Source organism: Clostridium sp. M62/1, from assembly GCF_020736365.1.
GTDB classification, from domain to species: Bacteria; Bacillota; Clostridia; order Lachnospirales; family Lachnospiraceae; genus Otoolea; species Otoolea saccharolyticum_A.
Map to the genome: position 1 here is coordinate 767439 of NZ_CP085988.1, position 24832 is coordinate 792270.

Sequence of the window (24832 nt, forward strand, 5' to 3'; positions counted from 1 at the left end):
CTTAAACCATGGAAGAATAAGGAAAATTCTTTGCCTTTTATAAAAGATTGAGATATAATGTTATTGACGAGACATATTAATATGTTTTGCCAGTAACATTACTTGAAAAAGAGATAGAGGAACGATAGCTATGCTGAATGGAAAGACAGTGACCCCATTATACGTGCAGTTAATGAAGCAGATAGAAGAAAAAATACGGTGCGGCGTTTATCAGCCAGGTGAAAGACTCCAGTCTGAAAGCGAGATGGCAAAATCCTTTGGAGTCAGCATTATCACAGTAAGAAGCGCTGTCAGCGGCTTAGTAGAAAAGGGGCTGGTAGAGAAGAAACAGGGAAAGGGAACCTTTGTTTCCAGGCCTAAATTCACCAAGGATATGAAAAATCTTCAGAGCTTTACGGAGATGTGCCGCTATATGGGCATGGAGCCGGGGGGAAAGATGCTGGAAAACTGTCTTGTATCCCCAGATGAGAAAACCAGGAAACTGTTAGGACTGGAGAAAGGCAGCCAGGTTATTTCCATTTCACGTTTAAGATATGCAGACGGACAGCCTGTGGCAATCGAAAAAAATTATTTTCCAATAAAATATGCGTTTTTATTAGATGAAACATTTGATAATAATTCATTATTTTCATTTCTTCATGAAAAGGCAAAAGTAACCGTTTCAGCGTCAGAAAAATGGATTGGAATTTGCAGGACTACTGCCTCGGAAGCAAAGCTGTTAGGAGTAAGCAAGGGATCTCCTCTGCTTTTTATTAAGAGCGTCACATATACCCAGGATAATGAGCCTCTGTATGTGGGAGTCCAGATATTTAACGGTGAAAACTGTTCCTTCTACATTTACCAGTCAAACGGAATGTGAGAGGGAGTGGGGGAGAGAAAACGGCTGCTATATACGGCCGGATAGCAGAAAACAGGACAGGAAGGGTAATTAAGCCTGGAATGAGCTCAAGCGTTTCATTCCAGGCTTTTGCCATGCTGGGGACGTATCCGGCTTAATCCGGCCCGGGGGAGGCAGCGCTGTGAAACCTATCAGGCTTTATCCAACCTCTCCTCCAGCATCTGGCACAGCTTCGGAATCTGTGATTCAAACTCCACTCCATACCATCTTGCAGACTCGGAGGCAGCGGTTGCCTCAATGCAGATTACCACAAAATCTGCTGCCAGGGCCAGAGCGTCGCCTAGATCTAATCCCCGCATCAGTCCGCCCAGTACGGTGGAAGAGTAGAGATCCCCAGTTCCATGGAAGCTCTGGGGACAGCGGCGGGTAAAATAGGAAAATTCCTTTCCGCTGCGGTCCAGATAGGCCACCCCCAGCTGATCCGGCTGGTAGCTGACACCGGTGAGGACGGCAGTTTTGCAGCCCAGCTCCAAAAGCTTTTCCATCAGGGAGCGGATATAGTCAGGCCCATACTCTGTACGGTAGGGCGTTCCGGTGAGCAGACAGGCCTCTGTGATATTGGGAAGAATAATATCCGCCTTGGCGCAGACCTTGGCCATCTCTGCCGGGAAGCTAGCGTCAAAGGCGGCATACAGCTTTCCATTGTCCGCCATGGCCGGATCGACCAGAATCAGATTATCTTTCGTGCCGAAGCGGTCAAAGAACTGACAGATCTGATGGCACTGCTCACCGGAGGCCAGATAGCCGGTGTAGATGCTGTCAAAGGTGATCTGTTCTCTCTCCCAGGCCTCGGAAATCGGCTCAATCTGATCCGAGAGATCCTTGCAGGTAAAGGTTTTAAACATGGTGTGGGTGGATAACACCGCTGTGGGCAGAATACCGCACTCCACACCCATTGCAGAGAGAATGGGCAGGGCTACGGTGATGGAACAGCGTCCTACGCAGGAAATATCCTGTAATGTGATAATTCGTTTCATTGGTCTTGTCCTCCTGAATTTTCCTGCCATGGGAATCCGCCGAAGGAAGGCCTGCCGGGGGGATTCGCTTGCAGAACGATTATTATGATGACAAAAGTATAGCAGGATGCAGACAGATTAAAAATAGCCAAAAAAGTAAAAAATAATCAGTCCAGTTAAGGGACTGGAACAGGAACGCCGGTTAAAAGAAAAGAATATAAAGAAATATGTAAGAAAGAAGGCGATTGCGGATAGGATTTTCTGCCGTTATAATAATCTATATATCTGCAGACGCAGAAGGTATTCCGGCAGGACAGGAAAATACAGAGGAAAATGCAGAAGAAAACAGCTTAAAAGCAAGGCGGTGCCTGCGGCCGTTGCACGCAGGCAAAACAGGCTTGGAGGGCGGGAGGTTCAGATGAAACATAAGGCGGCGGTGATTTTACTGACTGCGGTATTCAGCGCAGGGACAATTTTTCCGGCTATGGCGGGAAGCTGGCAGAAAAATGAAGCCGGCTGGTGGTATCGAAATGATGACGGCTCATGGCCGGCCGGGATTTGGCAGTGGGTGGACGGAAATTCTGACGGGGCGGCAGAGTGTTACCATTTTGACTCAAATGGCTATATGCTGGAATCCACGGTCACACCGGACGGATATATGGTAAATGAGAATGGAGCATGGACTGTGGATGGCACTGTCCAGACAAAGCAGGTTCAGTCAGGGAAAACGAGCGGTTCAGACGGCTGGCATTATGAAAACGGCGGCTGGAAATATTATGAAAACGGCAGCTTCCTCAGGAATGCATGGAAGTACACCCGCGGAAACTGGTATTATTTTTCCGGGAACGGAAACATGGCTACAGGGCTGATTTATGTGTCAGGCGACCGGTACTATCTCAATTCAGACGGGAGCCTGAGGATGGATTCCTTTGAGGAGAATGGAATCTATTACCAGACAGACAGCAACGGAAAAATTGTCAGTGAGACAGACAGAAGAAAAGAGGCGCAGCTATCAGGGCGTTTTGATGAGGAGAGCGGGCAGGAGGTGCTGAAGCTCACAAATGAGGCCAGAACAGAGGCAGGAGTGGGAACACTGGAATGGGACGAGGGTCTGGCAGGATGCGCCCGCACGCGCGCAGTGGAAATCGGGAAAAATTTCGCACATTCAAGGCCGGACGGGAGAAGCTGGAAAACGGTTATCGATGAAGCAGGTATTGTCACAATGGCATGGGGAGAAAATATTGCCCAAGGACAGTTCACTTCCGAGGAGGCGATGGAGGACTGGCTAAGCTCAGAAGGGCACCGGGCGAATCTCCTGAAGGAAAGGTATACAAAGACAGGAGCGGCCTGCTATGTGGAAAATGGTGTACATTACTGGGTTCAGCTGTTTATCCAGTAGATGAAGAGACGGGAACAGGACGGACAGCGTCCTGTGGTCCTGGAAGCTGCGCGGAAAAAAAGGAGTAAAATATGGATGTTTTATTGGGCTTGATGATCCCGTTTATCGGGACAACGCTGGGAGCAGCGGGAGTATTTTTCCTGAAAAAGGAAATAGGACCCTTTGTACAGAAGGCACTTCTGGGGTTTGCGTCGGGGGTGATGGTGGCGGCATCTGTGTGGTCCCTTCTGATCCCGGCGATGGATATGTCTTCGCATCTGGGAAAATTTGCCTTCGCTCCGGCGGCCGTAGGATTTTTAACAGGAGTTGCCTTTCTGCTGGCAATGGATAAGGTGATCCCCCATCTGCATCTGGGAAATGCCCAGCCGGAGGGCCCCAAGAGCCGGCTTCAGAGGACAACGCTCCTCATGCTGGCAGTGACGCTCCACAATTTTCCTGAGGGAGCTGCAGCCGGAGCGGCCTATGCGGGAGTCCTTTCCGGAAGCGGGCAGATCAGTATGGCGGGAGCGCTTGCCCTGTCCATAGGAATAGCAATCCAGAATTTCCCCGAGGGGATTATCATTTCCTTCCCTTTAAGAAGCGCGGGGGCCGGCAGGCTTAAGGCCTTTACGGCAGGAATGCTCTCCGGCATCGTGGAGCCGGCAGGAGCGGCTCTGGCTATTCTCCTGGCATCTCAGATAGCAGGGGTGCTGCCGTATCTTCTTGCCTTTGCAGCGGGCGCCATGATCTATGTGGTGGTGGAGGAGCTGATTCCGGAGGCCAGTGAGGGAGAGCACAGCAATACGGCGACTATTGGATTTGCCGTCGGATTTGCGGTGATGATGGCGCTGGATGTGGCGCTTGGATAGAGATAGAAACAGAAGAGCCTTGGAAGTCAGGCGGGTAAGCCGCCTGATTTCCAAGGCTCTTTTTCTGCCGGAAAACCTATCGTCATCTTCCGGCCTGCAGCTGTGGTATTCTCCGGATTAATTCATCTCATCTTCAATCATCCGATACCCGATCCCTATCTCCGTAAAGATATACTCCGGTTCTGCCGGATTCTTTTCCAGCTTTCTTCTGATATGCGCCATATTTACCCTCAGGATGCTGTTGTCCCCGTCTGCGTAGGGGCCCCAGATATTCTCGATAATCGAGTCATAGGTCATGACGCGGCCGGAATTTTTGGCCAGGAGGGAGATAATTTTAAACTCATTCTGTGTCAGATGGATCTCGTTCCCATTCAGGGTCACCAGGTGCTTCTCAAAGTCGATGATCAGATCCTTTGCCTGGAAAGGCCGTTTGTACAGCAGAGAGTCTGTGTTCAGCTTGTTGCTGTGGCGCATGGCTGTACGGATGCGGGCGAGAAGCTCAGAGGTTCCGATGGGTTTGGTCAGATAATCGTCAGCCCCCAGATCCAGAGCAGTCACCTTTTCCTGTTCCTGTGTGCGCGCGGAGATAACAATGATCGGGATACTTGCCCATGTCCTCACCTGGCGGATAATCTCCATGCCGTCTATGTCCGGCAGTCCCAGATCGAGAAGAATCAGATCCGGGCAGAGGGAAGTGATGATGGAGAGAGCATCCTTTCCTGTATGGGCCAGAGTGATTTTGTAGTCATGGGAAGCCAGGGCGGCGGTGATAAATCCGCAGATGTTTGGCTCGTCCTCCACTAATAAAATAGAAATTTTATGTGCCAATGTTTTGTTCCCCCTTTGGAAGTGTAAAATAAAATTCCGCCCCGTCAGCGTGGTTGACAGCGGCCAGCGTGCCGCCGTGGGCGGTGATAATGGTCTTGCAGATGGAAAGCCCGATTCCCATTCCTTTTCGTCCGTCTGTGGACGTGCTGGTAGTAGAGGAGGAGCCGTCAAAAATGGTTTCCAGCTTCTCCGGAGGGATTCCGATTCCGTAGTCCCGCACATGGAAGGTGACGCAAGAGACGCCTGCCTCTACAAAGCATTCAATGGGCTTTGTGCTTTTGGAGTGCACGATTGCGTTTTCCATCAGATTGATTAATACCTGTTCAATGAGAATCGCATCCATGGGTATCATCAGGAACTCGTCCGGGACGCTCACCTTCACCTGCGCGTCCGGAAGGCGCTTTTTAAGGCGGCTGATGGATTCGCCGAGCACCTCCTCCACTGGTTCCAGAGAGGTGCTTACCTTTGCCGTTTCATTGTTGATTCGGGTGACGGAAAGAAGGTTTTCCACCATATTCAAAAGCCAGTTGGAATCTTCTAAAATATGGCTCACAAGCGCTCTTTTGTCGGAATCACTGAGGGATGTCTCGTTTTCCAGATAAACGGTACTGGAACCGATGATGCTCGTAAGCGGCGTCCGGATATCGTGGGAGATCGCCCGCAGAAGGTTTGCCCTCATCTTTTCCTTTTCCGCCTCTATGAGCATCTTTTCTCTTTCAGAGATAATCCTTGACTGCTCCTTGATGTTGGTTGTCAGGGCGCTTGTGATAATGGAGATGGTGAACATGGCGATAAAGGTAATGGGGTATCCGCTCAGCGTAAAGTTCAGCTCGAAGTACGGGTAGGTAAACAGGAAGTTCACACATACGACTCCCACCAGGGCTGAGAGGATTCCATAGAAATATCCGGACGTATACCTGGCAGTCAGGAACAGAGCCAGAATATAGCACAGACTGATGCTGGATGACGGAGCTTCCATTTTCGCAAAAAAGAAAAAGGAAACTGCCGTGGCCGTAAACAGCAGAACCAGCATGATGACGGTATTGGAAACCCTGGTCTGCGACTCCAGAAAACGAAGCAGTTTATTCTTGCATTTTTTCATTGATGATTTCTCCTGTTGCGCGGTTTGGGCAGCAGTAAGGCTTTCCGGCCAGCTGAGCCTAGAGTTCATTATACCTGTTTCCTGTAAAAAATAAAGTAAAAAATATGATAAGATCCGGGAAAAATTGATTTTTCCAGGCCTATGTGATAGACTTCTGGTGTTGGGATGGATATAGGGGCAAAAATCGATGAAAACGGAAGCTGCCCTGCCTATCCATCGGAATTAGGAAAATGGATTGAGCATGAAGAACATGAATAAAATGATGAATAAAGAAGGGAAGAGCAGAAAATGAAAAAACTGGGAAGAAATGACGCCTGCTGGTGCGGCAGCGGGAAAAAGTATAAGCACTGCCATGAGGCATTTGATGAAAAGCTGGAGGCGGCAGCCAGGGAGGGACATTTCATTCCGTCCCACGATATGATTAAGACGCCGGAGCAGATTGAGAAGATAAGAGAGAGCTGTAAAATCAATATTGCGGTGCTGGACTATGTGGCCGAGCATATCAGGGCGGGCGTAACGACAGCTGAGATTGATCAGTGGGTGTATGATGAAACCACGCGGATGGGAGGGATTCCTGCCCCCCTTGGATATGAGGGATTTCCGAAAAGCGTGTGCACTTCTATCGACGACCAGGTATGCCACGGGATCCCTTCTGAGGAGGTAGTCTTGAAGGACGGAGATATCATCAATGTGGACGTTTCTACTATATATAATGGATATTATTCCGACTCCTCCCGCATGTTCTGCATCGGTGAAGTCAGCCCTGAGAAGAAACGGCTGGTGGAAGTCGTGAAAGAGTGTGTGGAGCTTGGCCTTAAGGAGGTGAAGCCCTGGGGATTTTTAGGAGATATGGCACATGCGGTCAATGAGCATGCGGTAAAGAACGGCTACAGCGTTGTCCGTGAGATCGGAGGACATGGAGTGGGCCTGGAATTCCATGAGGAGCCGTGGGTGGGCTATATCGGGGACAGGGGAACCGGAATGATGATGGCCCCGGGAATGGTTTTTACCATTGAACCGATGGTGAATATGGGCGGCAGCGAGGTCTATGTAGATGACAATGACGGCTGGGGCGTCTATACGGAGGACGGGAAACCGTCTGCCCAGTGGGAGATCATGGTACTTGTGACAGAAAATGGCCATGAGGTTCTGTGCTGGTAGGGAAACTGCCGGCAGCAGGATGGAAAGGGCTCATCTGGAATAAATTGCTGAAATAAACGGACGGTATAAACTGCCGGAAGAATGCAGACAACAGGAAAAAAGAGGACAAAAAAGAGGAACACTCAAAAAAGAGGAGCACTGCCAGGCGATTGCGCCGTATCATGCAGTGCTCCCGTTTTTTCTGAAACGTAAAAGGGGGGAAAGGAAAAGGGTTCCAGAAAATCTATATAAAGGAAATTGTTGTTAGGCGAGCCCAATGAAACAATGCGCGCATGTTCCGGATTCATTGGCCTCTTGTTGTTTACAGGAATTATAATAAAGGATAAATGTGTCCAATTTTTGTCTATTCTCTAAAAAACTTCTAAATCAATCTTACGGAAAACTAAAGAAATCATAACCAATTTTGAAACGGTTAGTCTTTCTGCTTTACAGCTTCCCTGACAGCGGACAGCAGCTCGTCGAAGGTCTCGTAAGCCGGAATCTCCGGGACGGAGGAGCGGATGCTTTCCGGGCTTCTGAAGAGGAAGCCGGCATGGCTTGCGCGTATCATATCCAGATCATTGTAGCTGTCACCGCTGGCAATGGTTTTATAGCCGATGGACTGAAGTGCGCGCACAGTTGTGAGTTTGGAATGCTCCACTCTCATCTTAAAATCCGTGATCGTGCCGTCCGGTGCCACTTCCAGGCTGTTGCACAGAAGGGTGGGGTAGCCCAGCTTCTTCATCAAAGGCATGGCAAATTCCTCAAAGGTATCGCTTAGGACGACTACCTGGGTAAAGGAGCGGAGCTCATCAAGAAATTCCTTTGCGCCCGGCAGCGGATCAATGGTTGAGATGGTCTCCTGTATCTGCCCAAGGCCCAGCCCGTGCTGCTTCAAAATGTCAAGTCTCCACCGCATCAGACGGTTATAGTCCGGTTCATCCCGTGTAGTGCGCGTAAGTTCCGGGATATTGCTGGCCTTTGCAAATTCAATCCAGATTTCAGGAACCAGAACTCCCTCCATATCCAAACATACAATATACATACCCAAGTCCTCCTCTTTCTTTTTATGCTGCAGACGCCTGATGGCAGGCTGTTACAAAAAATACTATCATCGGCAATCCGGGGTGTCAAGAGCAGAAAAACCGGTTCCGGTAAAATGGGGTTGGAGAAGGCCCTGTCCTTTGATGGAGGCGGTTCATTCAAGAGTGCAGCGCCCTCAATGATTTCAATATGAAACGCTTTTTCATAAATATGAAGGTTTCTGAAATTATAACGAATTATCGTTTCAAAATTAAACAAAAAGGCAGAGGCAAAAGGTTGTGTGAGCAGGACATCTCAGGTAGAATAAATAAAAAAGCGACTGATGCTCGAGGGGAGCACAGAAAGGAATATTGACTATGGTGAAATTATTGGTTATTGCAGATGATTTCACTGGCGCACTTGATACAGGAGTACAGTTTGCGGCGAGTGGAGCAGAGACGAGAGTAGTTACAAATATTGAGTATGATTTCAGCCGGACTGGAAGAGAGGTTCAGGTTCTGGTGCTGGTAGCAGAGACAAGGCATGTGAAGTGGGAGGAGGCCTACCGCATGGTCTACGGTATCGCCAAAAGAGCCTGTGAGAGCGGGATCCCGTATCTATATAAAAAGACAGACTCAGCGCTCAGGGGAAATATCGGAAGTGAATTAAAAGCAGTTCTCGATGCTGCGGGGAAGCACACTCTCCACTTTCTGCCGGCATTTCCCAGAATGAACCGGGTGACCAGAAACGGTATCCACTATATTGACGGAAGTCCGGTCCATGAGAGTGTGTTTGGAAAGGATCCGTTTGAGCCTGTGACCTGCTCCTACATACCGGATATAATGAGGGGAGAGGTTTCCGTAACGGTTGTGGAGAGTATGGACGGCTGGGAGAGGCAGAACGGCGTTATGGTTTACGATGCATCCACAGATGAGGAGCTGATGAGTATAGGCTCCTTTTTGAAGGAAAAGGGAGAGCTTGGGCTGATTGCCGGCTGCGCCGGCTTTGCAGCAGTTCTTCCGCAGCTTCTTGGACTCTCTGGAAAGAGGCGTGAGAGGATTTCCCTGGATAAAAAGTTTCTGGTAGCCTGCGGAAGCGTCAATCCAATCACAGTCAGACAGCTGGATTATGCAGAGAGGGCCGGAATGAAGAGGATCCGTCTGACGCCAGAGCAGAAACTGGAAAAGGACTATCTGGAATCGGAGGAAGGAAACAGGGCTTTAGAGGAGTGGACGAAGACGGCACTGGAGGAGGAGTGCTGCATCTTTGATACCAATGATCTGCCTGGCTGCCGCGCTGCCTGCGAGTATGCCGGAAGCCATGGGCTTTCGCTGGATGAGCTGAGAGTGCGGATCGCAGATACGCTCGGCCGGGTGGTGGAGCACCTGGTCAGAGCAGGCGTGAAAAGCACCATGCTTCTGACAGGCGGAGATACGCTTATGGGATTTATGAGGCACATCGGCTGTGACGAGATTGTGCCTGCGTGCGAGATGGCGCCGGGAACAGTGCTCTCCCAGGTCGATATAGATGGGAGAACCTACAGCATTATCTCAAAATCAGGAGGCTTTGGAGAGGAAAAGCTGATAGCAGAGCTGGCAGAGAAGATTGGCGAAAGGCATCTGGAGTAGAGGCCGGATAAATAAAACACTGTCAAATGAGGAGGGCTGACGATGAAAGTCGGGCAGGGAGGCATTTGACGGTGTTTTTTCATATAACAGGAAACTTCGTTCCCTGTTATATGAAAACGCTCCGCGGGGATCGCACTGCGGCGGATCAGAAAGAGGAGGAAAAATATTTCATTACTGCTGCGTAATTCAGGCCGATATTTCACAATCAATCTGGACGAACCTTCCACTTTGTTGTATGATAAAAAATACGGCGGAGAAAGTACGGAGGGACAGCGGCTGGCTGCTGTTTTGACGGAAAGGGGGACGGATCTGTGAATGGTGAGGGAAAGAAGAAACTGACAGTTCATATGCTGGGACGCTTTTCACTTCAGTATGGGGATGAGGTTCTGTCACTGGGGAGAAACAGCGCCTCTAAGCTCGCCCAGCTTCTTCAGATCCTGTGGCTGTCCGGTGAGAAGGGGATCGGCAGAGACGATCTGGTGGGAATGCTCTATGACAGGGATTCTCTGTCCAGTCTCAACAACAGCCTCAATAATCTCATTTACCGCCTGCGCCATGTCCTGCCGCTGGGAGGTTTTCCCAAGTCTCAGTATGTCATCAATCGTGACGGAGTCTATTTCTGGGATCAGGAGATTCCGGTGTGGGTGGATGCCAGAGAATTTGAGAACCTTATAGAAGCAGGAGAACGCATGGAGCAGCGGGGAGAGGATCCGTATGAATGCTACAGACAGGCGGAGGAACTCTATCAGGGAGAGCTTCTGAGCGCCAATTCCACAGAAAACTGGGTGATTGTGGAGAGCTTGCGTTTTAAGAGAATGTATGAGAAGGCGGTTTCCTGGCTGGGGGATTATCTGAAGGTTCAGAAGGATTATCCGGGAATGTACCGGCTCTACCGACAGGCCGCTCAGGTGTATCCGTTTGACGGCTGGCAGACCGGGCAGATTGAGAGCATGATATTTATGGGCAATACAAGGAAGCTTTCCGCCTCTATGATCAGACAGCCAGAAGATATTCCGAGGAGATGGGACTGCCTCCTTCTGATAAGATGCTGGAATGCTACCGGAAGATGAGCCAGCAGTTTGTGAGCTGTCCCGACGGCCTGGACAATATCAGGGCCGAACTATGTGAGAGAAACGGCACAGATGGGGAGAATGCCTATTACTGCTCTTATCCAAGTTTCATAGATATCTACAGACTTATGGCCAGAAGGAGTGAGAGAAGCGGACAGCCTATGTGCCTGATGCTGTGTACACTGGTAGATTATGAGGGGAAAATTATTCAGAACCAGGAAAAGCAGAAGGCCCGTTCTGAGCTTTTGAAAAAGGCTATCGGACATGTGCTGAGAAGAGGCGACGTCTATGCCAGGTACAGCGCATATCAGTACCTGATTCTTCTTACAGGCGTAAGCGTGGAGAGCAGCCATTCCATTGGAAACAGAATCAGCCGTTATTTTAAGACTCTGTGCGGAAAGAGGGCGGAGGTGAATTTCTCCGTATCCGCTTACCAGACCGGACAGGAAATCAGGTTTTAAGAGGCGTACAGAGAAAAGGGCGGAGAACGCCAGACTCTTTTCTGACAGAAAAACAAAAAATATATGTCTATACCGGCCTTTGGAGAAAGGGCCGGTTTTTTGATTATAGGAAATTCTTACGAATCTCCTATAATCAAAAAGCCCTGCCTGGCGGGAACACATCAGGTCAGAATTTACCGACGAAGCAGCCTGCGGCAGGCGAAAAACCTGAAAAGCCGGGAGGCAAAGAAATCATTAAAACAAATCTTCTGGCATCATCTCAGAGGGGAAAATTCCCTTCATCTTCAGAACAAATTTTTACAATCTTTTGCGGTTTCAGCTATGTCCTCAAAATAATAAGAAAAACAAAAAAAATCATTTTTTGTGATAGGTTTTGTGATTGCCCTTCTAATACACTATAAGAAAGCCTAAGAAAATTTTAAGAAAATTTATAAACAAAACATATTTTTACAAAAAAGGGGAGCAGGTATTGATACAGAAAGCATCAGACAACAGAAAAGTGGAGGCAGCTTTCGTAATTAACATCAAGTATCGCCGCGATGCCGCCTGGCATGGGCAGGCAATATGGGCAGACAAAAAGCGTTCAGGTGCTTTAAAAGTATGCTGGAACTGTTAAAGATGATGGACAGTGCCCTTGATATAGAAAAAGAGGAGGTTGAGTTGAAAAAATGGAAGGAAAGGCGGGAGTAAGAATGGATTCCAGAAGAGGAAAATCGCGTGGAAAAAGTAACAGGCCTTTGAAGAGAAGCCTCCGTCGGGCAGTTGCATGGCTGCTTGTGTTCTGCATGTGTATGGCGAACATGAACTCGGCAGCATTCGCGGCTGAGATTGCCACTGCCAGCAACGCTCTTATGGCGGCAACTCCCAGCGACGCAAAGGCAACAGACAGCGATGCCATGGAAATCCTGATGCCGGAGGAAGTAATCAGCGGAGAGGATTTGGCCACAGAGGCAGCGCGGGCAATCTCGGAGGGAAATGAGTTTGATTTTGACTCTGAGATTCAGGTGAAGAAGGATGACCTGGGAAAGGACGAGGGATATGAGGAGCTGTTTAAGGGCCGAAGAAGCTTTGTGCTGTTTGCGGACAACGGAAACGGCGGACGCATCCAGGGGGACAATCCCAATGCCTATGGTTATATTCTTGTTCAGGTAGATGAGAAAGACTATAAAGCATTTGAGGAGGAGGCAGGAGCCGCTAAAGCGACGGATTCCAATGCCACGGACTCTGATGCGGCAGAGAGAAGCTGGACGCTTACGGGAGACGAGGAGTTAGTATTCCTCTACATCAATGCAGATGACGGAAGCGTAACCTTCACATTAAATATTGAAAACCTCCAGGCAGATGACATTGTGGTTCCAAGCTACAGTGAGCTTAGGGAGGAGCAGAAGGCAGAGGAAGAGGAAAGCAAGGAAGAATCAGAAGCCAATAACCCGGCCACACTTCCGGCAGATGACGGAAGTGAGAACGGAGGAAGCGCAGGCGGCTCCGGAAGCGGCAGCGCAGGAAGCTCCGACAGCGCCGGGGATATGGAAGAAATAGAAGACGCAGATAAGCCGGACGGCTCTAGCGACGGCCAGGGTTCCGAGTCAGGCACAGATGGAGGCTCGGAGGACAGCACAGATGGAGCCGGTCAGGGAAGCGAGGATGCAGGAAACTCCGACAGCTCTGACGGCGCAGAAGATGCAGATAAGCCGGATGATTCCGATGACGGCCAGAACGGCGGTCAGGATGCAGGAAACAGCGCAGAGGACGGAAATGGTTCCCAGTCAGGTTCCGGTTCCGGTGACACCGACAGCGGAAAAGCAGAGGGATCCGGCGATGCGGGAAGCCAGAAACCGGATGATTCCGATGATGGCCAGAATTCCGGTTCTGACCATGGATCTGATACAGGAAACAGCGGCTCCGGAACAGAAGGGGACAAGAACAGTGGCTCCGGAAGTGAAGGAAACACAGGTTCAGGAAACACAGGAAGCTCCGACAAGGGAGACTCCGGAAAGGGAGATTCCAATAAGGGAGACAGCGGCAGCAGCTCTTCTGACAAGGGAAGCTCCGATACAGGAAACAGCGGCAGCAGTTCTGATAAAGGAAGCTCCGACAAGGGCGGAAGCTCTGACACAGCGAAGCTGTCAAAATCCAGCTATGATGTCCCTGTTGTTATGGGCCCGAATCCAAACGCAGAGTTTGAGAGCGACGAATTCGGCGATGACATCAGCTTCGACGAGTGGCAGGAGATGATGGAAGAGGCCGAGGAGGAAGAAGAGGAAGACTACGAGGACTACATAGAAGAGACCGATCTGGCCTATGAGGATGAAGACGGAACGACCTATCTTGGAATGAGCATGCTTCCGGCAGTAAGCGCTACGGTGAAGAAAGAGAAGAAAGCCAACCCGATCGCCCGCCTGCTCCGCATGAAAGCGGCTGCAGAGGAGACACCGGCGGTGGTGATGGCCGGGACAGCGGCGTTAAGCGACCTGGTTCCTTCTGAGGATACCTACTACAAACAGATAGAGGCAAACGGTGATGGAACCTACCGTCTGCATCTGGGCATTACCGGCGGCGATCAGCAGGGACTGGATATTGTTCTGGTGATCGACCTGTCAAACAGCATGGATGACGGAATCTCAGAGGACAGCAGTGACAGCAGACTGAAAGTGCTGAAAGATACTCTGGGGTACTATCGGACAAGTTATGGCTCTCACGGGAGGCCGTCAACAGAAGGAAAAGAAGGCTTTATCGATGAGCTGTTTGAACAGTCTCCGAACAGCCGTTTCTCTATCGTGACATATTCAACGGATGCCTCCACAGAGCTGGGATGGACAGAGTATGGCCGGAATGGAAGCGGTCAGCAGACAATCAAAAAGGCGATAGGGGATCTTCAGGCAAACGGCGGTACGAACTATGAGGCCGGTTTATATCAGGCCGTGGAAGTGCTTAAAGAACGCGGAAACAGCAGCAATATACCGGTTGTGATTTTCCTCAGCGATGGAAAGCCGACATACTATTATTCAGATGTAGATGAGTTCAATGGACTGGAGACAGGATGGTTGCCCATGATAGGTAACTATGATAACCGCGAGGGTGATGGCGGCAGTATTGACACAGATACAGGCGACGGCACTATTTTCGCTGCAGGCAGGTTCCATGAGGAGATGGAGGCGCTGCAGGGGATCACTTACTGTGTGGGCTTTGGCATTCCAGAGCTGGAGGACAACGACTACGACCGCTACGCTCCAGAACAGTACCTGTACACAATTGCCGAGGGACTCGACTGGACGACAGATCGGGACGGCAAGTATATAGCCCCAACGGCAAGCGCCACAACAATCGAGGTGGAGGCAGAAAGTTCCGAACTGACGACCGCTTTCCAGAGTATTCTGAATAACCTGAAAATGAAGAACGTAACAATTTCCGATACTCTGAGCCAGTTTGTAACCTTTGCGGGAGATGAAAGTGCATCGAATGTACAGGTCAGAAAGTTTACGAGAAACAATAGGGGAGAGCTTGTCGATGGAGGCCTCCTTCAGGAAGGGACAGACTACGAGGATATTATATTTGATGAGCAAAACGGCAAGATTGAGCTGAGGTTCGGTGAAGACAGACAACTCCAGTCAGGCACCGTCTATGAGCTGTCCTTTGACATCAAGTTAAAAGCAGGAGTGGAGATTACTGCAGCAGATAAAATAGAGGGAGATGAAAATACAGATTACAGAGAAAACGAAAATCTGAGCTCCGGCCAGAGGGGAGTGCTAACCAATGAAGACGCCTACTTCTCCTTCGGTGAGGATGGAACGACAAAGGTAAGATTCCCGCACCCGGTTATCCCGGCTCCGGCCACCAATCATCCTGAGTATAGAAAATATATTAAGGATAATGGAAACGGTACTTATACTCTGACGCTGGATGTAAAGTCTGATGTAGGCTCTGTGACAACCGGACAGAAGGATCCGACACCGACAGCAGTTATGTTTGTGATCGACAAGTCGGGAAGTATGGATCAGAGTTTTGGAAGCGGAAATAGTGATGCGAGAAGAGAAGTAGTGAATTCGGCACTCGAGCTGTTTTTCAATCAGCTTTCTGACGGAGACTACAATATTCAGTTTGGCGGATACAAGTTCAGCGATAGCGGAGAAAGAGTCAACTTTAACGATCAGGGATGGGAGACTGAATATTGGGAAACTGATACTTCAAATGCGCTCAGCCATTTAAAGCTTACATCCCGGGAAACGGATGGAAGTACATACCCCTCCCAAACTCTGCGCTCAGCCATTAGCGCATTAGAAAATGTTGAACTTGGCGAAAACGGGAAGAGATACCTGATTTTCCTGACAGACGGAGAACCTGGACAAAATAGTTATAGTTTCAGCGAGAAAGAGGCAGAAAATTGTTACTCTGCAATTAAAAATCTGGATTCGGGCACTACCTTTTATGCGATTCAGGTAGCTAACAGTGATTCCCACGGTTTTATGGAATCTATGGTCAGCAATGCCAATTCTGTAGATGGCGTTACGGCACAGAAATTTGTCGGAAACAGCGCGGATGAGCTGAACGCTGCCTTTTCCCAGATGGCGGCTGAGATTTCAGGAAGCGCCGGAACGACAGTTCCGGGAGCTGCCAATGTGGTAATCACAGATACGCTCAGCGAATACGCCGACATGGTAAATCCGGGCAGTATAACAGTCAGCTGCAGCAACGGTGTCCAGCTGTCAGCCAGCGACTATACGGCAACCTATGATCAGGCGACCAGAACCGTTACCGTTCAGTTCAGAGCAGATTATGAATTGGAGAAGGATGCGACCTACAGCATATCCTTTGATGTGAAGCCTTCAGAAGAGGCCTATAACAAATTCGAGAAGGACGGCGGGTACTACCGGAATGAAGATGGAGGCTACATTTTAGCTGACGGAGAAGAACCATCAGAAGAAAATCAGTATAAGGGTGATGAAAAGACAGACGATCCATCTGTACCAGAAGATTCCCAGACCAGCTCCGGAAAGCCCGGATTCCCGGCCAATAAAAAGGCGACGCTTCAGTATACCTATGACGGAGGGACGGGGAGGTTTGAATATCCGCATCCGGTGCTCCAGATTCCAGAACCGGTACTGCCGGATGAGTACAATAAGCGCATCGAACCCAATGATGACGGCACCTATTCCCTGACGCTGGATGTGACGGGAATTGAGGGCAATCCGGCTACAGTAACCACGAAGTATCCGGTGGATCTTGTGTTTGTGATCGATAAGTCGCTCAGTATGGATTACGATATAGACGGCAATGAGATTAAATGGTGGGATGATGAAACGGAGAGCAGGAAGGATATAGTGAACGACGCTCTGGAAGAGATAATTCCGGATCTGTGTTCCCAGCAGTATGATATTCAGATTGCCGGGTATCAGTTCAGCGGCAGCAGCACTCGTGTTCTGGATTGGAGCAGAGAGGAACAGCAGGTACTCAGCGGACTGAAGATTGCGAGGACGAGCAGTTCTACGGAGCCATCACAGGCGCTGGCGGATGCGCTGGATATGCTGAAAACAGGATCGCCGGCCCACCGGAATCAGAGTAATGTAAAGAAATATCTGATTTTCATGACAGACGGAGAGCCTACCGAACCAGAGGATTGGTCTTACAATGCTGTTAGAAATCATGCTGTCCCGGGAGCCAGCATCTACACAATAGGAGTTTCCTCTGACGCGTCAACTAACCTGATGGAAGGTATACGTTCTACGGCATTAAGTAACGGAATGTACGCCCCTGCGACATTTAAAGGAACGTCTGCCCAGCTGATAAGAGATGCGTTTACTCAGATAAAGGACGAGATTATCAGTACAAGCACTCCTCCGGCAGGAATCAGCAGCGTGGTAATCAAAGATACTCTCAGCGAATATGCGGACATGGTTTCCACAGAAGGCGAGGTTGAAATCTTAAAAGATGGCAGTCCAATGAGTGAGAGAGAATCTGCGGAGGCAGTAGAAAGCATAAGCATAAATGGGAATGAGATAACTGTTACGTTTAAGCCCGGCTATGCGCTGGAAGATGGTGTGACCTACGGAATCCGGTTTAAGGTAAAGCCGAGCCAGTATGCGGAAGAGCAGTTTGCAGCAAACGGAGGCTACTACGAGTTGGGTGATGATGGGCTGCTCTCCGATACGGAGACAACCGGAGAGGAAGATACCGGAAGCCACAGCTCTGGAAAGCCTGGCTTCCCGTCCAACGAGGAGGCAACGCTTTCCTACTCCTACGACGGATACCCGCAGCCGGATCTGGAATACAGGCATCCGGTTCTCCAGGTTCCCGAGGAAGGCAGCTTCACAGTTAAGAAATTAATTGTGGATGAGGATGGAAATCCGGCAGAGGGAGCAGATCCAGACCAGAAGTTTATCATTTATATTGAAAAGCAGACGGAAGAGGGAGAGTGGGTTCCCTACTCCTCCGTAGCCCTTGCAAACGGTGAGAGATCGCCGGAAATCAGGACAGAGGGCGAAGGAACATTCAGAATTTCAGAGGTTGTTCCTATGGAATACAGCCTGCGCGGGATCACTGTGACGAAGAATGCAGACGGGCAGTCTGAGGAAGTCTCCGTGACAGAGGACGGGGAGGCTGTGTACTTTACCGTTCATCTGGCAGACAAACTGGAAGTGACCGTAGAGAATATTCTGGGACACAAGGGATATTTCCACAGTACGGCGGACGTAAAGAATACGACAACCGGAGACCCTGAGGAACCGTTCAGCAACGGCTCAGCAGCGCAGCAGGCTGCCAGTGAGCTTCCGAGAGCGGAGGCGGCTAAAAAGAAGGTAGAAATTGAGACAGAGGAGGGTGAGCCACTTGTATAAAAGCAGAGCAAAAAAGAATATGGTGAAGCTGACAGGAATCGCCCTCCTGGCAGCCCTCACCGCAGGGATTGGAGGCACGGCCGCTGTCATTCGCCATCAGGTAAATATGCGAAATGAGATTGCCACTCCTACTGTTGAGGTCAGCGTGAACGAAAACTTAGACGGGGATCTGACAGGTGGAGACAAACCCAAAGAGGTGAAATTTACCAACAATGGCACGGCGGACATATTTTTGAGAGTTTCCTATGCAGAAAGCTGGAAGCTGGATGCAGGCGGCGGGACAGAGGAACTTCTGAACAATTATGATGAAGAGGGCCAGATTCCTGTTGTGACCAAGCAGAATAGTCCGGAGGGATTTCTGAGCGGGTCAGACTGGGTTTATATCGACGGCTGGTACTACTATACAAAGATTCTCCCTGCCGGAGGGACAACGGAACCTGTTTTAAAGAGTGTAGATTTCTCCAAATTAACAGGTACAATCGATGAAAACCTGACAGATTATCAGAATGCCGGCTACGAACTGTATTTTCAGACAGAGGCCGTACAGGCCAGCGATGAGCTGAAGGTAAGTATGGATGCGGCTGAGGAGCTGTTTGGGGAAGGTTTTGTTCCATATGAGACGGCAGACAAACAAGAAGAGATGAACAGCGAGACATGGCAGGAAGATCGGTTAAACGCCTATATTGACTGGACAGAGGAAGGAGGTAACTAATTATGAAGTATTATAAGCAATTAGGTATCATCCTGGCCGGCGGTGTCCTGGCGGTGGGAATCAGCGCGACGTGGGCGTATTTTTCCGACAGAAATGATATTGCCAACCCGTTTCATACAAGCAACAGCGCCATTGACATGATTGAGAATTATAACCCGGCAGAGACGGTTCTGCCGGGAGAAACCGTAGAGAAGGAGCCATATTTTGTCAACCAGGGAAGCACAGATTTAGTGCTCCGGCTTAAGATGGATACCTATTGGATCGATCAGAACGGGAACAGAAAAGATGATTTGGGAGGGGCGTATATTTTCGGGGGTTTACAACCTGAGGAGGATGATTATGTCACTCTGTATCTTCCGGATGGATGGGATGACGACTGGGTGCAGATAGAGGATTACTACTATTATAAGCACATTCTTCCCGGCAAGGAGGAAGGCGTTCAGAACACGACTTCAAATTTTCTGGATCATCTGACCTTAAGTCCAGAGGTTTCCAACGATGAGCATGCAGCAGATTACAGCGGCTGCAAATTCATAGTTGATTTTCATGCGGAGGCAGTTCCGGCAGATGAGCTGGCCATCGAAGTTGCAGACTGGGATTTAATTCAGACAGATGCAGGCGGATTGTTAGACTGGGCAAAACTGCTTCCAGAATCATAGAACACGGAAAAATCGTTGGAAAACCTTTCCTGAATATCAGGGAAGCAGGACAGGAGGAGACAGAAAATGAGGAAGAAACATATCGCTGCATTAGCAGGTATCGCAGCAGTGTTTGCAGTCGGCGGCTCCCTGGCATATTTCAATCAGAATCTGGAAGCAGTAAATGTTTTAAATGTGGGAAAGTTCGACACAGAGGTTGTGGAGATCTTTAATCCAGAAGAAGGAGAAAACTGGCAGCCGGGAGTAACGGTAAATAAACAGTATTCCGTGAAAAATTCCGGATCGATTGATTCACTGGTGCGGGTGAAACTTCAGGAAACTTGGACGCGGAAGGGAGAAGAAGAGCCGTTCCTTTCCATTGATTCCTCAGAAGAGCCAGAGATACTGGGGAATAATCCGGAAGCGGACAATAAGATTGAAAGCGTGTTTCAGTCCGATAATACGGACGGGGCGGCCGGCAACGACAGGGATGATTCGGTCGTCTGGAAGGAGCTGCAGACAGATGCAGGTGACGACTGGGCCTACTATAAAGGATATTACTATTACGAAAAGACACTGACGCCGGGAACGACTACAAATGCGCTCTTGGAATCTGTGACCTTGGATAAGGATATTGATTTGGGAGAGATGCTGTTTGTTAAAAAATATTCTACCAAACCGGGAAATGACCTTATAGAAAGCGATTGGAAGGAGTTTCCTTTAAATGCAGATGGAAAACAGATGTCAGAAAGAGAGCTTGTGGAGTTTTTGAAAGAAAACGGAGAAACGGCTTATCATCTGAAAACAGAAATTGTAGTCAGTGCTGAGGCTCCGGGATACTCTGATGCAGATTATAACCTGATTATTACAGCACAGTCAGTTCAGCCCACAGAGGAAGCGGTCAGAGATCTGTTTGGCGAAGACGTACTGTTCCACGCAAAAGAAAGCGGCTGGCTTTGGGAATTCCAGGAAGATGTAGTAAAAAATCAGTAGAACTGATTTTATAATTTTCTATTAATTATTAGGAGGAAATAGCTATGAAAATGAACAAAAAAGTGACGGCATTAGGTGGCTTAGTAGCGCTTGCAGCAGTGGGAGGAACATGGGCATATTTCAATCAGACAGCAGAGATTACGAACCCATTTGATACTGGAAAATACGGCGGAAGCGTAATCGAGCACTTCAACCCCAGCGACGGCGGTGACTGGCAGCCAGGTGCAACTGTAGACAAGGAAGTTATCGCTCAGAATACAGGAGATCAGCCATTATTAGTTCGTGTAAAGATGGCAGAAACTTGGTCCAGAAATGAAATGGCAGGGACACTTCCCAATATTACCAGTGCAGATGGAGAAGCATTTTTAGTAGTGGATCAGGTGGATGCAGAAGATGGAGATACTGTAGGTGATCAGACAGTAGTGCGTAAAAACTTTGCTAACAATAATATGTGGACTCAGGGAGGAGATGGATACTGGTATTACAATGGCCAGTTAGCCCCTGGAACCAGTACCGAGGCTCTTCTTGAATCTGTAACCTTGGCTGAAAATGTTGACCTTGGTAAGTATACGACAACGTATCAGTACTGCACGACAGAGGGAAAAGATTCTCTGCCAGATGGAGACACTGAGTGGACAGTAGCTCCTGGTGGAGAGAAGGACTCAGACATGCTGGCTGCAGCGGAGGCTGCCAAGAAGGCGGGAGATTCCTTCCATGTTAAGAAAGAGGTTGCACTTGATGAAAATGCTGCAGGATATGCAGATGCTGAATATGAGCTGACAATTACTGTTGAGATGGTTCAGCCGACAGAAGATGCAGTTATTGCAGAGTGGGGAGAGGACAGCCTTCAGTATCTGGTTGCCTGGGCTGAGGCAGAATAAAATGACTGCTTGATAAGAGGACACAATTCATGCGGCTAATCAAAGGACTATTTACTATCCTGTCCTGGGCGGTATACGCCTGCATCGCCTGCTATCTTCTGATCGCAGCTCCGATGCTGGCGGGATACCATCCCGTCGTCGTTCTCAGCGGCAGTATGGAGCCTACCTTTCATGTTGGAAGTGTGATCTATTATAAAGAAGCGGAATTCGCAGATATTAATGTCGGCGATGCTATCACTTTCCGGGCAGGAGAGGATGGCATGGTAACTCACCGGGTAACAGAAAAGAGTGAGCTTTCCCAGACCTTTACAACCAAAGGAGATGCGAACCTTTCCGAGGATCCAAATCCCGTTGAATACAGCGATGTACTCGGTAAGGTATGGAAGATAAACATACCCTATGCAGGATATTTTGTAAATTACAGCAAAAACATAACAACAATCGCCGTGATGGCGGCAATCATCATTATAAATATTGTTCTTGACATGATTTTCCCGGATAAGGAAAAGAAGAAAAAAGAACCATCTGCACAAGAGTGAATCAATACCGGCTGATAAGCCGGCCGGCAGATACATTGCAAAAAAGAGAGGTAGATCGAGATGAAAAAGAAAGCGGCGTTAGGCCTTGCGGGAATCGCAGCAGTGGCAGTGATTGGCGGAACCTGGGCATACTGGAGCCAGGATTTGACAGCGACCAATGAGTTTGAGACAGGAAAATTTGATTCTGATATTGTGGAGCAGTTTACACCTCCGGCAGTGGGCGAGTGGCTTCCTGGCGTGACCACAGAAAAGAATGTAAAGGTTACCAACAGCGGCGACGTAGATATGGCCCTTGTAGCAGAGATTACGCAGGAGTGGAACCGGGAGGGGGAGAGCCTTCCGATTCGGTTCGCAGCTCCGGATCCTTCTCCAATAACTCGGGGATACGAAAATGCAGCTGTCATCAACTGGGGCGAGAATACAGCAATGCATGATATTACAGCCATTGACTCTGTGGCGGAGGAAGCCAGGGAGATGGGAATCACTGCCTCTGTCAGCAGTTTAGGGGACAGCGAGGCGAAAGATAAGTGGGTTTTAGTGGATGTGAGCGATGACTATTCCAAGCTGATCTTCGTTTACAACGGCATCGTTCCAGCTGGGGAGGAAACACCGGAACTTCTGAATTCCGTGACATTAAACTCCAAAATCGAATCATGGGTATCAGAGAAGAATTATTTTTATGACGAAAACGGAGAGCAGCAGGTGGAAGAAAAAGGATGGATGGAAGTGAACTATGAGGACGCCCAGTATACCATGGACATCCATGTAAACACCGTTCAGGCTACAGGCGATGCAATCCGCGAGATCTTCTCCCAGTATGAGGGCGTAGATGTGGATGGTTTCCTTTCCGCAAATGCTGATGATATTGCCGACGCATACCTGGAGGCTACTTCAAGCAACGCCAATTAATGCCAATTATGAGTAAATAGCTGATCATTCCGGAAAGGAATGAATCCCGCTCCTCCCCGGAAGCCGGCGGACGTCTGACGCCTGTCGGCTTCCGGGGAGGGGTAAAAGACAGGAGACAGAACGATATGAGGAAAGGCAAACATGCAGTATTAGGCCTGGCAGCGCTCGCATCAGTGGCTGCCATTGGCGCAACATGGGCAAGCTGGACTCAGGAACTGAAAGCCGGAAATGAGTTTATGACCGGGGACTATCATACTTCTCTGGACGAAACCTTTGAATCTCCAGACAACTGGCAGCCGGGAACCACCACACAGAAAGCGGTGTGGGTTGCCAACGACGGGACAGTGGACGCCATGGCAAAGGTTGTAATCAGTCAGAGCTGGGTGCGGACAGAGGATGTAATGGCTACTGTGCTCGCCAGTGACGGAAACGCAACAGAGGAGGTACCAGTAAAACCACTGGCAGGAGAATCCTTTCCTCTGACGTTTGACACCGGAAATGGCAGGGAATATGCAGCAGTTCCTGAATTCAGCAGGGAAAATGTAGTTCTTCTGGCATCCTCCGCCGATGCGGACGGAGAGCCGGGAAACCGCTGGGGCCTTGAGGAAGCAGAAACCCTTGGCCAGGCAGAGGGAAAGTGGCTGCTGATGAACGAGGAGCCTCAGGGGGAGGAGGGAACTTTCACCCTCTACTACATGGGGACCATCGAGGCAGGGGCGAAATCTCCGCAGTTTCTGGACAGCGTGACCATGAACCCGGACATCCCGAGAAGTGTGACGGGAAAGGACACCGTCTACACCAGGGATGAGAAGGGCAATGTAAAACAGATCACCATCGACACGGTGGGAGAGGTTCCTGGCTATGAGAATGCCCGCTATACGATGACCATCAACGCCACCACCGTGCAGGCCACCCAGGCAGCGGTGGAGGAGATCTTCGGATCAGGAAACGCAGAAGAAGATCCTGGTACGGATGCAGACAGCCAGACTCTGGATTACCTGGTAAAGCTGGCGGATGAGGCGGTCTTCGACCACTCAGCGGAAGTTAAGACGCTGAAATTCGACGAGACCAACGGAACCATGACCTATGTGCCCTACCGGGACGGAAACGGAAATGTGGAGGAAGGCAACTGGTTCATGAGCTTTACCGACATGGTTCCCGGCGGTGTGTACAAGGATCTGTTAAACATTGAAAACGCCAGCAATAAAGAGTGGAACCTCTATATGAGGGCCCTCCCGAGAGAGCAGGAAGCCATCAAAGATGAACTTCTCGAGAAGATTTCCATGACCGTGTGGTATAAGACGCCGGACATGGAGAACGAGACAAAGCTCTATGAGGGAACTGCCATGGGTTCCACCTTCCTGACAGACGAAGGAAACGCCGACGGAGCCGACGGAATGCGTGCGGTGTACATCGGAAACTACGATGCAGGGGAAAACGGTTATATCCGGGTAGAGCTTACTCTGGATCCGAATCTGGTACTGGAAGAAGATCCAAGCCTTACTCCGGGAGAAGGAGAGAGCAGCCTGGTCAACCACTACGCAGGGGTACTTTCCAAGATCGACTGGCAGTTTATGGTCACAGAGGTTAAGACCGAAGGCGGAAATGGAGACAATGGCGGCGGAGGCGGAAGCCACGGCGGAGGAAGCAGCGGAGGCGGAGGCGGAAGACGGATTGACATCGCTGACAATGAGACGCCTCTTTCCCCACCGCTTACCGACGAGACCATCCTGGACGAACCGGTACCGTTAGCCGTCCTGCCAAAGACCGGTGACGAGACACCGATTATCCCGGCAGTGGTGACCTTACTGGGAAGCGGAATTATCCTGCTGTGGCTGGGAAGCTCCCTGAGAAAGAAGAAAGAGACAGAGAGCCCAAGCTAGGACAGGAACGAGAAAGCAAAGACCAGGCAGGAACAATCAAGAAAATCAGCAAAGCAAAAGAAACGAAGACCGATTTCAGAAACAGGAAGGCCCT

20 protein-coding genes are annotated in these 24832 nt (G+C 49.6%); 16 read left to right on the forward strand and 4 right to left on the reverse strand.

All coding sequences use genetic code 11. The annotated features are described in order from the left end of the window. Positions 1-130: 130 nt before the first annotated feature. Positions 131-859 carry a GntR family transcriptional regulator gene (locus tag LK436_RS04090; RefSeq protein WP_008396465.1) on the forward strand — a complete coding sequence of 243 codons (729 nt, stop codon included), beginning with the start codon at positions 131-133 and terminating at the stop codon, positions 857-859. Positions 860-1029: 170 nt separating this feature from the next. Here LK436_RS04090 and LK436_RS04095 read toward each other — a convergent pair whose 3' ends face one another. Further along, entirely contained in the window at positions 1030-1875 is an 846-nt protein-coding gene (locus LK436_RS04095) for a pyridoxamine kinase (protein WP_015544537.1), read from the reverse strand. A 397-nt stretch (positions 1876-2272) separates the two neighbouring features. On the opposite strand from LK436_RS04095, the gene LK436_RS04100 reads away from it, so the two are divergent. Together LK436_RS04100 and LK436_RS04105 are read left to right on the forward strand one after the other, a co-directional pair. Continuing rightward, positions 2273-3253: a CAP domain-containing protein gene (locus tag LK436_RS04100; protein ID WP_044930730.1), complete on the forward strand. Its 981-nt coding sequence runs from the start codon at positions 2273-2275 to the stop codon at positions 3251-3253. A 71-nt stretch (positions 3254-3324) separates the two neighbouring features. Continuing rightward, the gene (locus tag LK436_RS04105) at positions 3325-4101 is read left to right on the forward strand and encodes a ZIP family metal transporter (protein ID WP_008396460.1); all 777 of its coding nucleotides are present in this window, start codon (positions 3325-3327) and stop codon (positions 4099-4101) included. 117 nt (positions 4102-4218) lie between these two features. Here LK436_RS04105 and LK436_RS04110 read toward each other — a convergent pair whose 3' ends face one another. Further along, a complete protein-coding gene (locus LK436_RS04110; RefSeq protein ID WP_008396458.1) occupies positions 4219-4929 on the reverse strand; it encodes a response regulator in 711 nt (236 codons plus the stop codon). Next, entirely contained in the window at positions 4919-6031 is a 1113-nt protein-coding gene (locus LK436_RS04115; protein WP_044930729.1) for a DUF4118 domain-containing protein, read from the reverse strand. Before LK436_RS04115 ends, LK436_RS04110 begins: the two co-directional genes overlap by 11 nt. Positions 6032-6319: 288 nt before the next feature. Here LK436_RS04115 and LK436_RS04120 point away from each other — a divergent pair, with 288 nt between their 5' ends. Next, positions 6320-7192, forward strand: a complete 873-nt coding sequence (locus LK436_RS04120) for a methionyl aminopeptidase (RefSeq protein ID WP_008396456.1) — start codon at positions 6320-6322, stop codon at positions 7190-7192. A gap of 412 nt (positions 7193-7604) precedes the next feature. Here the strand turns inward: LK436_RS04120 and thrH are convergent, their stop codons facing one another. Beyond that, entirely contained in the window at positions 7605-8216 is a 612-nt protein-coding gene (gene thrH / locus LK436_RS04125) for a bifunctional phosphoserine phosphatase/homoserine phosphotransferase ThrH (protein WP_008396455.1), read from the reverse strand. A 355-nt stretch (positions 8217-8571) separates the two neighbouring features. On the opposite strand from thrH, the gene LK436_RS04130 reads away from it, so the two are divergent. From LK436_RS04130 to LK436_RS04180, 12 genes are all read left to right on the forward strand, one after another. Continuing rightward, positions 8572-9822, forward strand: a complete 1251-nt coding sequence (locus LK436_RS04130; protein ID WP_008396452.1) for a four-carbon acid sugar kinase family protein — start codon at positions 8572-8574, stop codon at positions 9820-9822. 311 nt (positions 9823-10133) lie between these two features. Next, positions 10134-10892 (forward strand): AfsR/SARP family transcriptional regulator, encoded by a 759-nt coding sequence (locus tag LK436_RS04135; RefSeq protein ID WP_008396450.1) that lies wholly within the window; start codon positions 10134-10136, stop codon positions 10890-10892. Beyond that, positions 10889-11353, forward strand: a complete 465-nt coding sequence (locus LK436_RS04140) for a hypothetical protein (protein ID WP_008396449.1) — start codon at positions 10889-10891, stop codon at positions 11351-11353. The genes LK436_RS04135 and LK436_RS04140 overlap by 4 nt, the downstream gene beginning before the upstream one ends. Before the next feature lie 564 nt (positions 11354-11917). Continuing rightward, positions 11918-12043 (forward strand): hypothetical protein, encoded by a 126-nt coding sequence (locus tag LK436_RS18355; protein WP_008396447.1) that lies wholly within the window; start codon positions 11918-11920, stop codon positions 12041-12043. Positions 12044-12045: 2 nt separating this feature from the next. Beyond that, positions 12046-18183, forward strand: coding sequence for a vWA domain-containing protein (locus LK436_RS04145; RefSeq protein ID WP_227910170.1), 6138 nt, complete (start codon positions 12046-12048; stop codon positions 18181-18183). After that, positions 18176-18895 carry a hypothetical protein gene (locus LK436_RS04150; RefSeq protein WP_044930726.1) on the forward strand — a complete coding sequence of 240 codons (720 nt, stop codon included), beginning with the start codon at positions 18176-18178 and terminating at the stop codon, positions 18893-18895. Before LK436_RS04145 ends, LK436_RS04150 begins: the two co-directional genes overlap by 8 nt. Before the next feature lie 2 nt (positions 18896-18897). Next, positions 18898-19554, forward strand: coding sequence for a TasA family protein (locus LK436_RS04155; RefSeq protein WP_008396444.1), 657 nt, complete (start codon positions 18898-18900; stop codon positions 19552-19554). Between the two features lie 66 nt (positions 19555-19620). After that, positions 19621-20526: a BsaA family SipW-dependent biofilm matrix protein gene (locus LK436_RS04160; protein ID WP_008396443.1), complete on the forward strand. Its 906-nt coding sequence runs from the start codon at positions 19621-19623 to the stop codon at positions 20524-20526. A gap of 44 nt (positions 20527-20570) precedes the next feature. Next, complete coding sequence (locus LK436_RS04165; protein WP_008396442.1) at positions 20571-21407, forward strand: BsaA family SipW-dependent biofilm matrix protein; 837 nt, start codon at positions 20571-20573, stop codon at positions 21405-21407. Positions 21408-21436: 29 nt separating this feature from the next. Continuing rightward, positions 21437-21946, forward strand: a complete 510-nt coding sequence (locus LK436_RS04170; RefSeq protein ID WP_008396441.1) for a signal peptidase I — start codon at positions 21437-21439, stop codon at positions 21944-21946. 60 nt (positions 21947-22006) lie between these two features. After that, the gene (locus LK436_RS04175) at positions 22007-22855 is read left to right on the forward strand and encodes a BsaA family SipW-dependent biofilm matrix protein (RefSeq protein WP_008396440.1); all 849 of its coding nucleotides are present in this window, start codon (positions 22007-22009) and stop codon (positions 22853-22855) included. A 125-nt stretch (positions 22856-22980) separates the two neighbouring features. Continuing rightward, entirely contained in the window at positions 22981-24738 is a 1758-nt protein-coding gene (locus tag LK436_RS04180) for a BsaA family SipW-dependent biofilm matrix protein (protein ID WP_008396439.1), read from the forward strand. The last annotated feature ends 94 nt before the right edge of the window (positions 24739-24832 follow it).

Bases quoted from the DNA above. Each gene is read 5' to 3' on its own strand.
- LK436_RS04130 (WP_008396452.1), top strand. From the start codon at position 8,572: ATGGTGAAATTATTGGTTATTGCAGATGATTTCACTGGCGCACTTGAT.
- LK436_RS18355 (WP_008396447.1), top strand. From the start codon at position 11,918: ATGGGCAGACAAAAAGCGTTCAGGTGCTTTAAAAGTATGCTGGAACTG.
- LK436_RS04115 (WP_044930729.1), bottom strand. From the start codon at position 6,031: ATGAAAAAATGCAAGAATAAACTGCTTCGTTTTCTGGAGTCGCAGACC.
- LK436_RS04165 (WP_008396442.1), top strand. From the start codon at position 20,571: ATGAAAATGAACAAAAAAGTGACGGCATTAGGTGGCTTAGTAGCGCTT.
- LK436_RS04100 (WP_044930730.1), top strand. From the start codon at position 2,273: ATGAAACATAAGGCGGCGGTGATTTTACTGACTGCGGTATTCAGCGCA.
- thrH (WP_008396455.1), bottom strand. From the start codon at position 8,216: ATGTATATTGTATGTTTGGATATGGAGGGAGTTCTGGTTCCTGAAATC.
- LK436_RS04160 (WP_008396443.1), top strand. From the start codon at position 19,621: ATGAGGAAGAAACATATCGCTGCATTAGCAGGTATCGCAGCAGTGTTT.
- LK436_RS04170 (WP_008396441.1), top strand. From the start codon at position 21,437: ATGCGGCTAATCAAAGGACTATTTACTATCCTGTCCTGGGCGGTATAC.
- LK436_RS04180 (WP_008396439.1), top strand. From the start codon at position 22,981: ATGAGGAAAGGCAAACATGCAGTATTAGGCCTGGCAGCGCTCGCATCA.
- LK436_RS04155 (WP_008396444.1), top strand. From the start codon at position 18,898: ATGAAGTATTATAAGCAATTAGGTATCATCCTGGCCGGCGGTGTCCTG.
- LK436_RS04175 (WP_008396440.1), top strand. From the start codon at position 22,007: ATGAAAAAGAAAGCGGCGTTAGGCCTTGCGGGAATCGCAGCAGTGGCA.
- LK436_RS04105 (WP_008396460.1), top strand. From the start codon at position 3,325: ATGGATGTTTTATTGGGCTTGATGATCCCGTTTATCGGGACAACGCTG.
- LK436_RS04095 (WP_015544537.1), bottom strand. From the start codon at position 1,875: ATGAAACGAATTATCACATTACAGGATATTTCCTGCGTAGGACGCTGT.
- LK436_RS04145 (WP_227910170.1), top strand. From the start codon at position 12,046: ATGGATTCCAGAAGAGGAAAATCGCGTGGAAAAAGTAACAGGCCTTTG.
- LK436_RS04140 (WP_008396449.1), top strand. From the start codon at position 10,889: ATGAGCCAGCAGTTTGTGAGCTGTCCCGACGGCCTGGACAATATCAGG.
- LK436_RS04120 (WP_008396456.1), top strand. From the start codon at position 6,320: ATGAAAAAACTGGGAAGAAATGACGCCTGCTGGTGCGGCAGCGGGAAA.
- LK436_RS04090 (WP_008396465.1), top strand. From the start codon at position 131: ATGCTGAATGGAAAGACAGTGACCCCATTATACGTGCAGTTAATGAAG.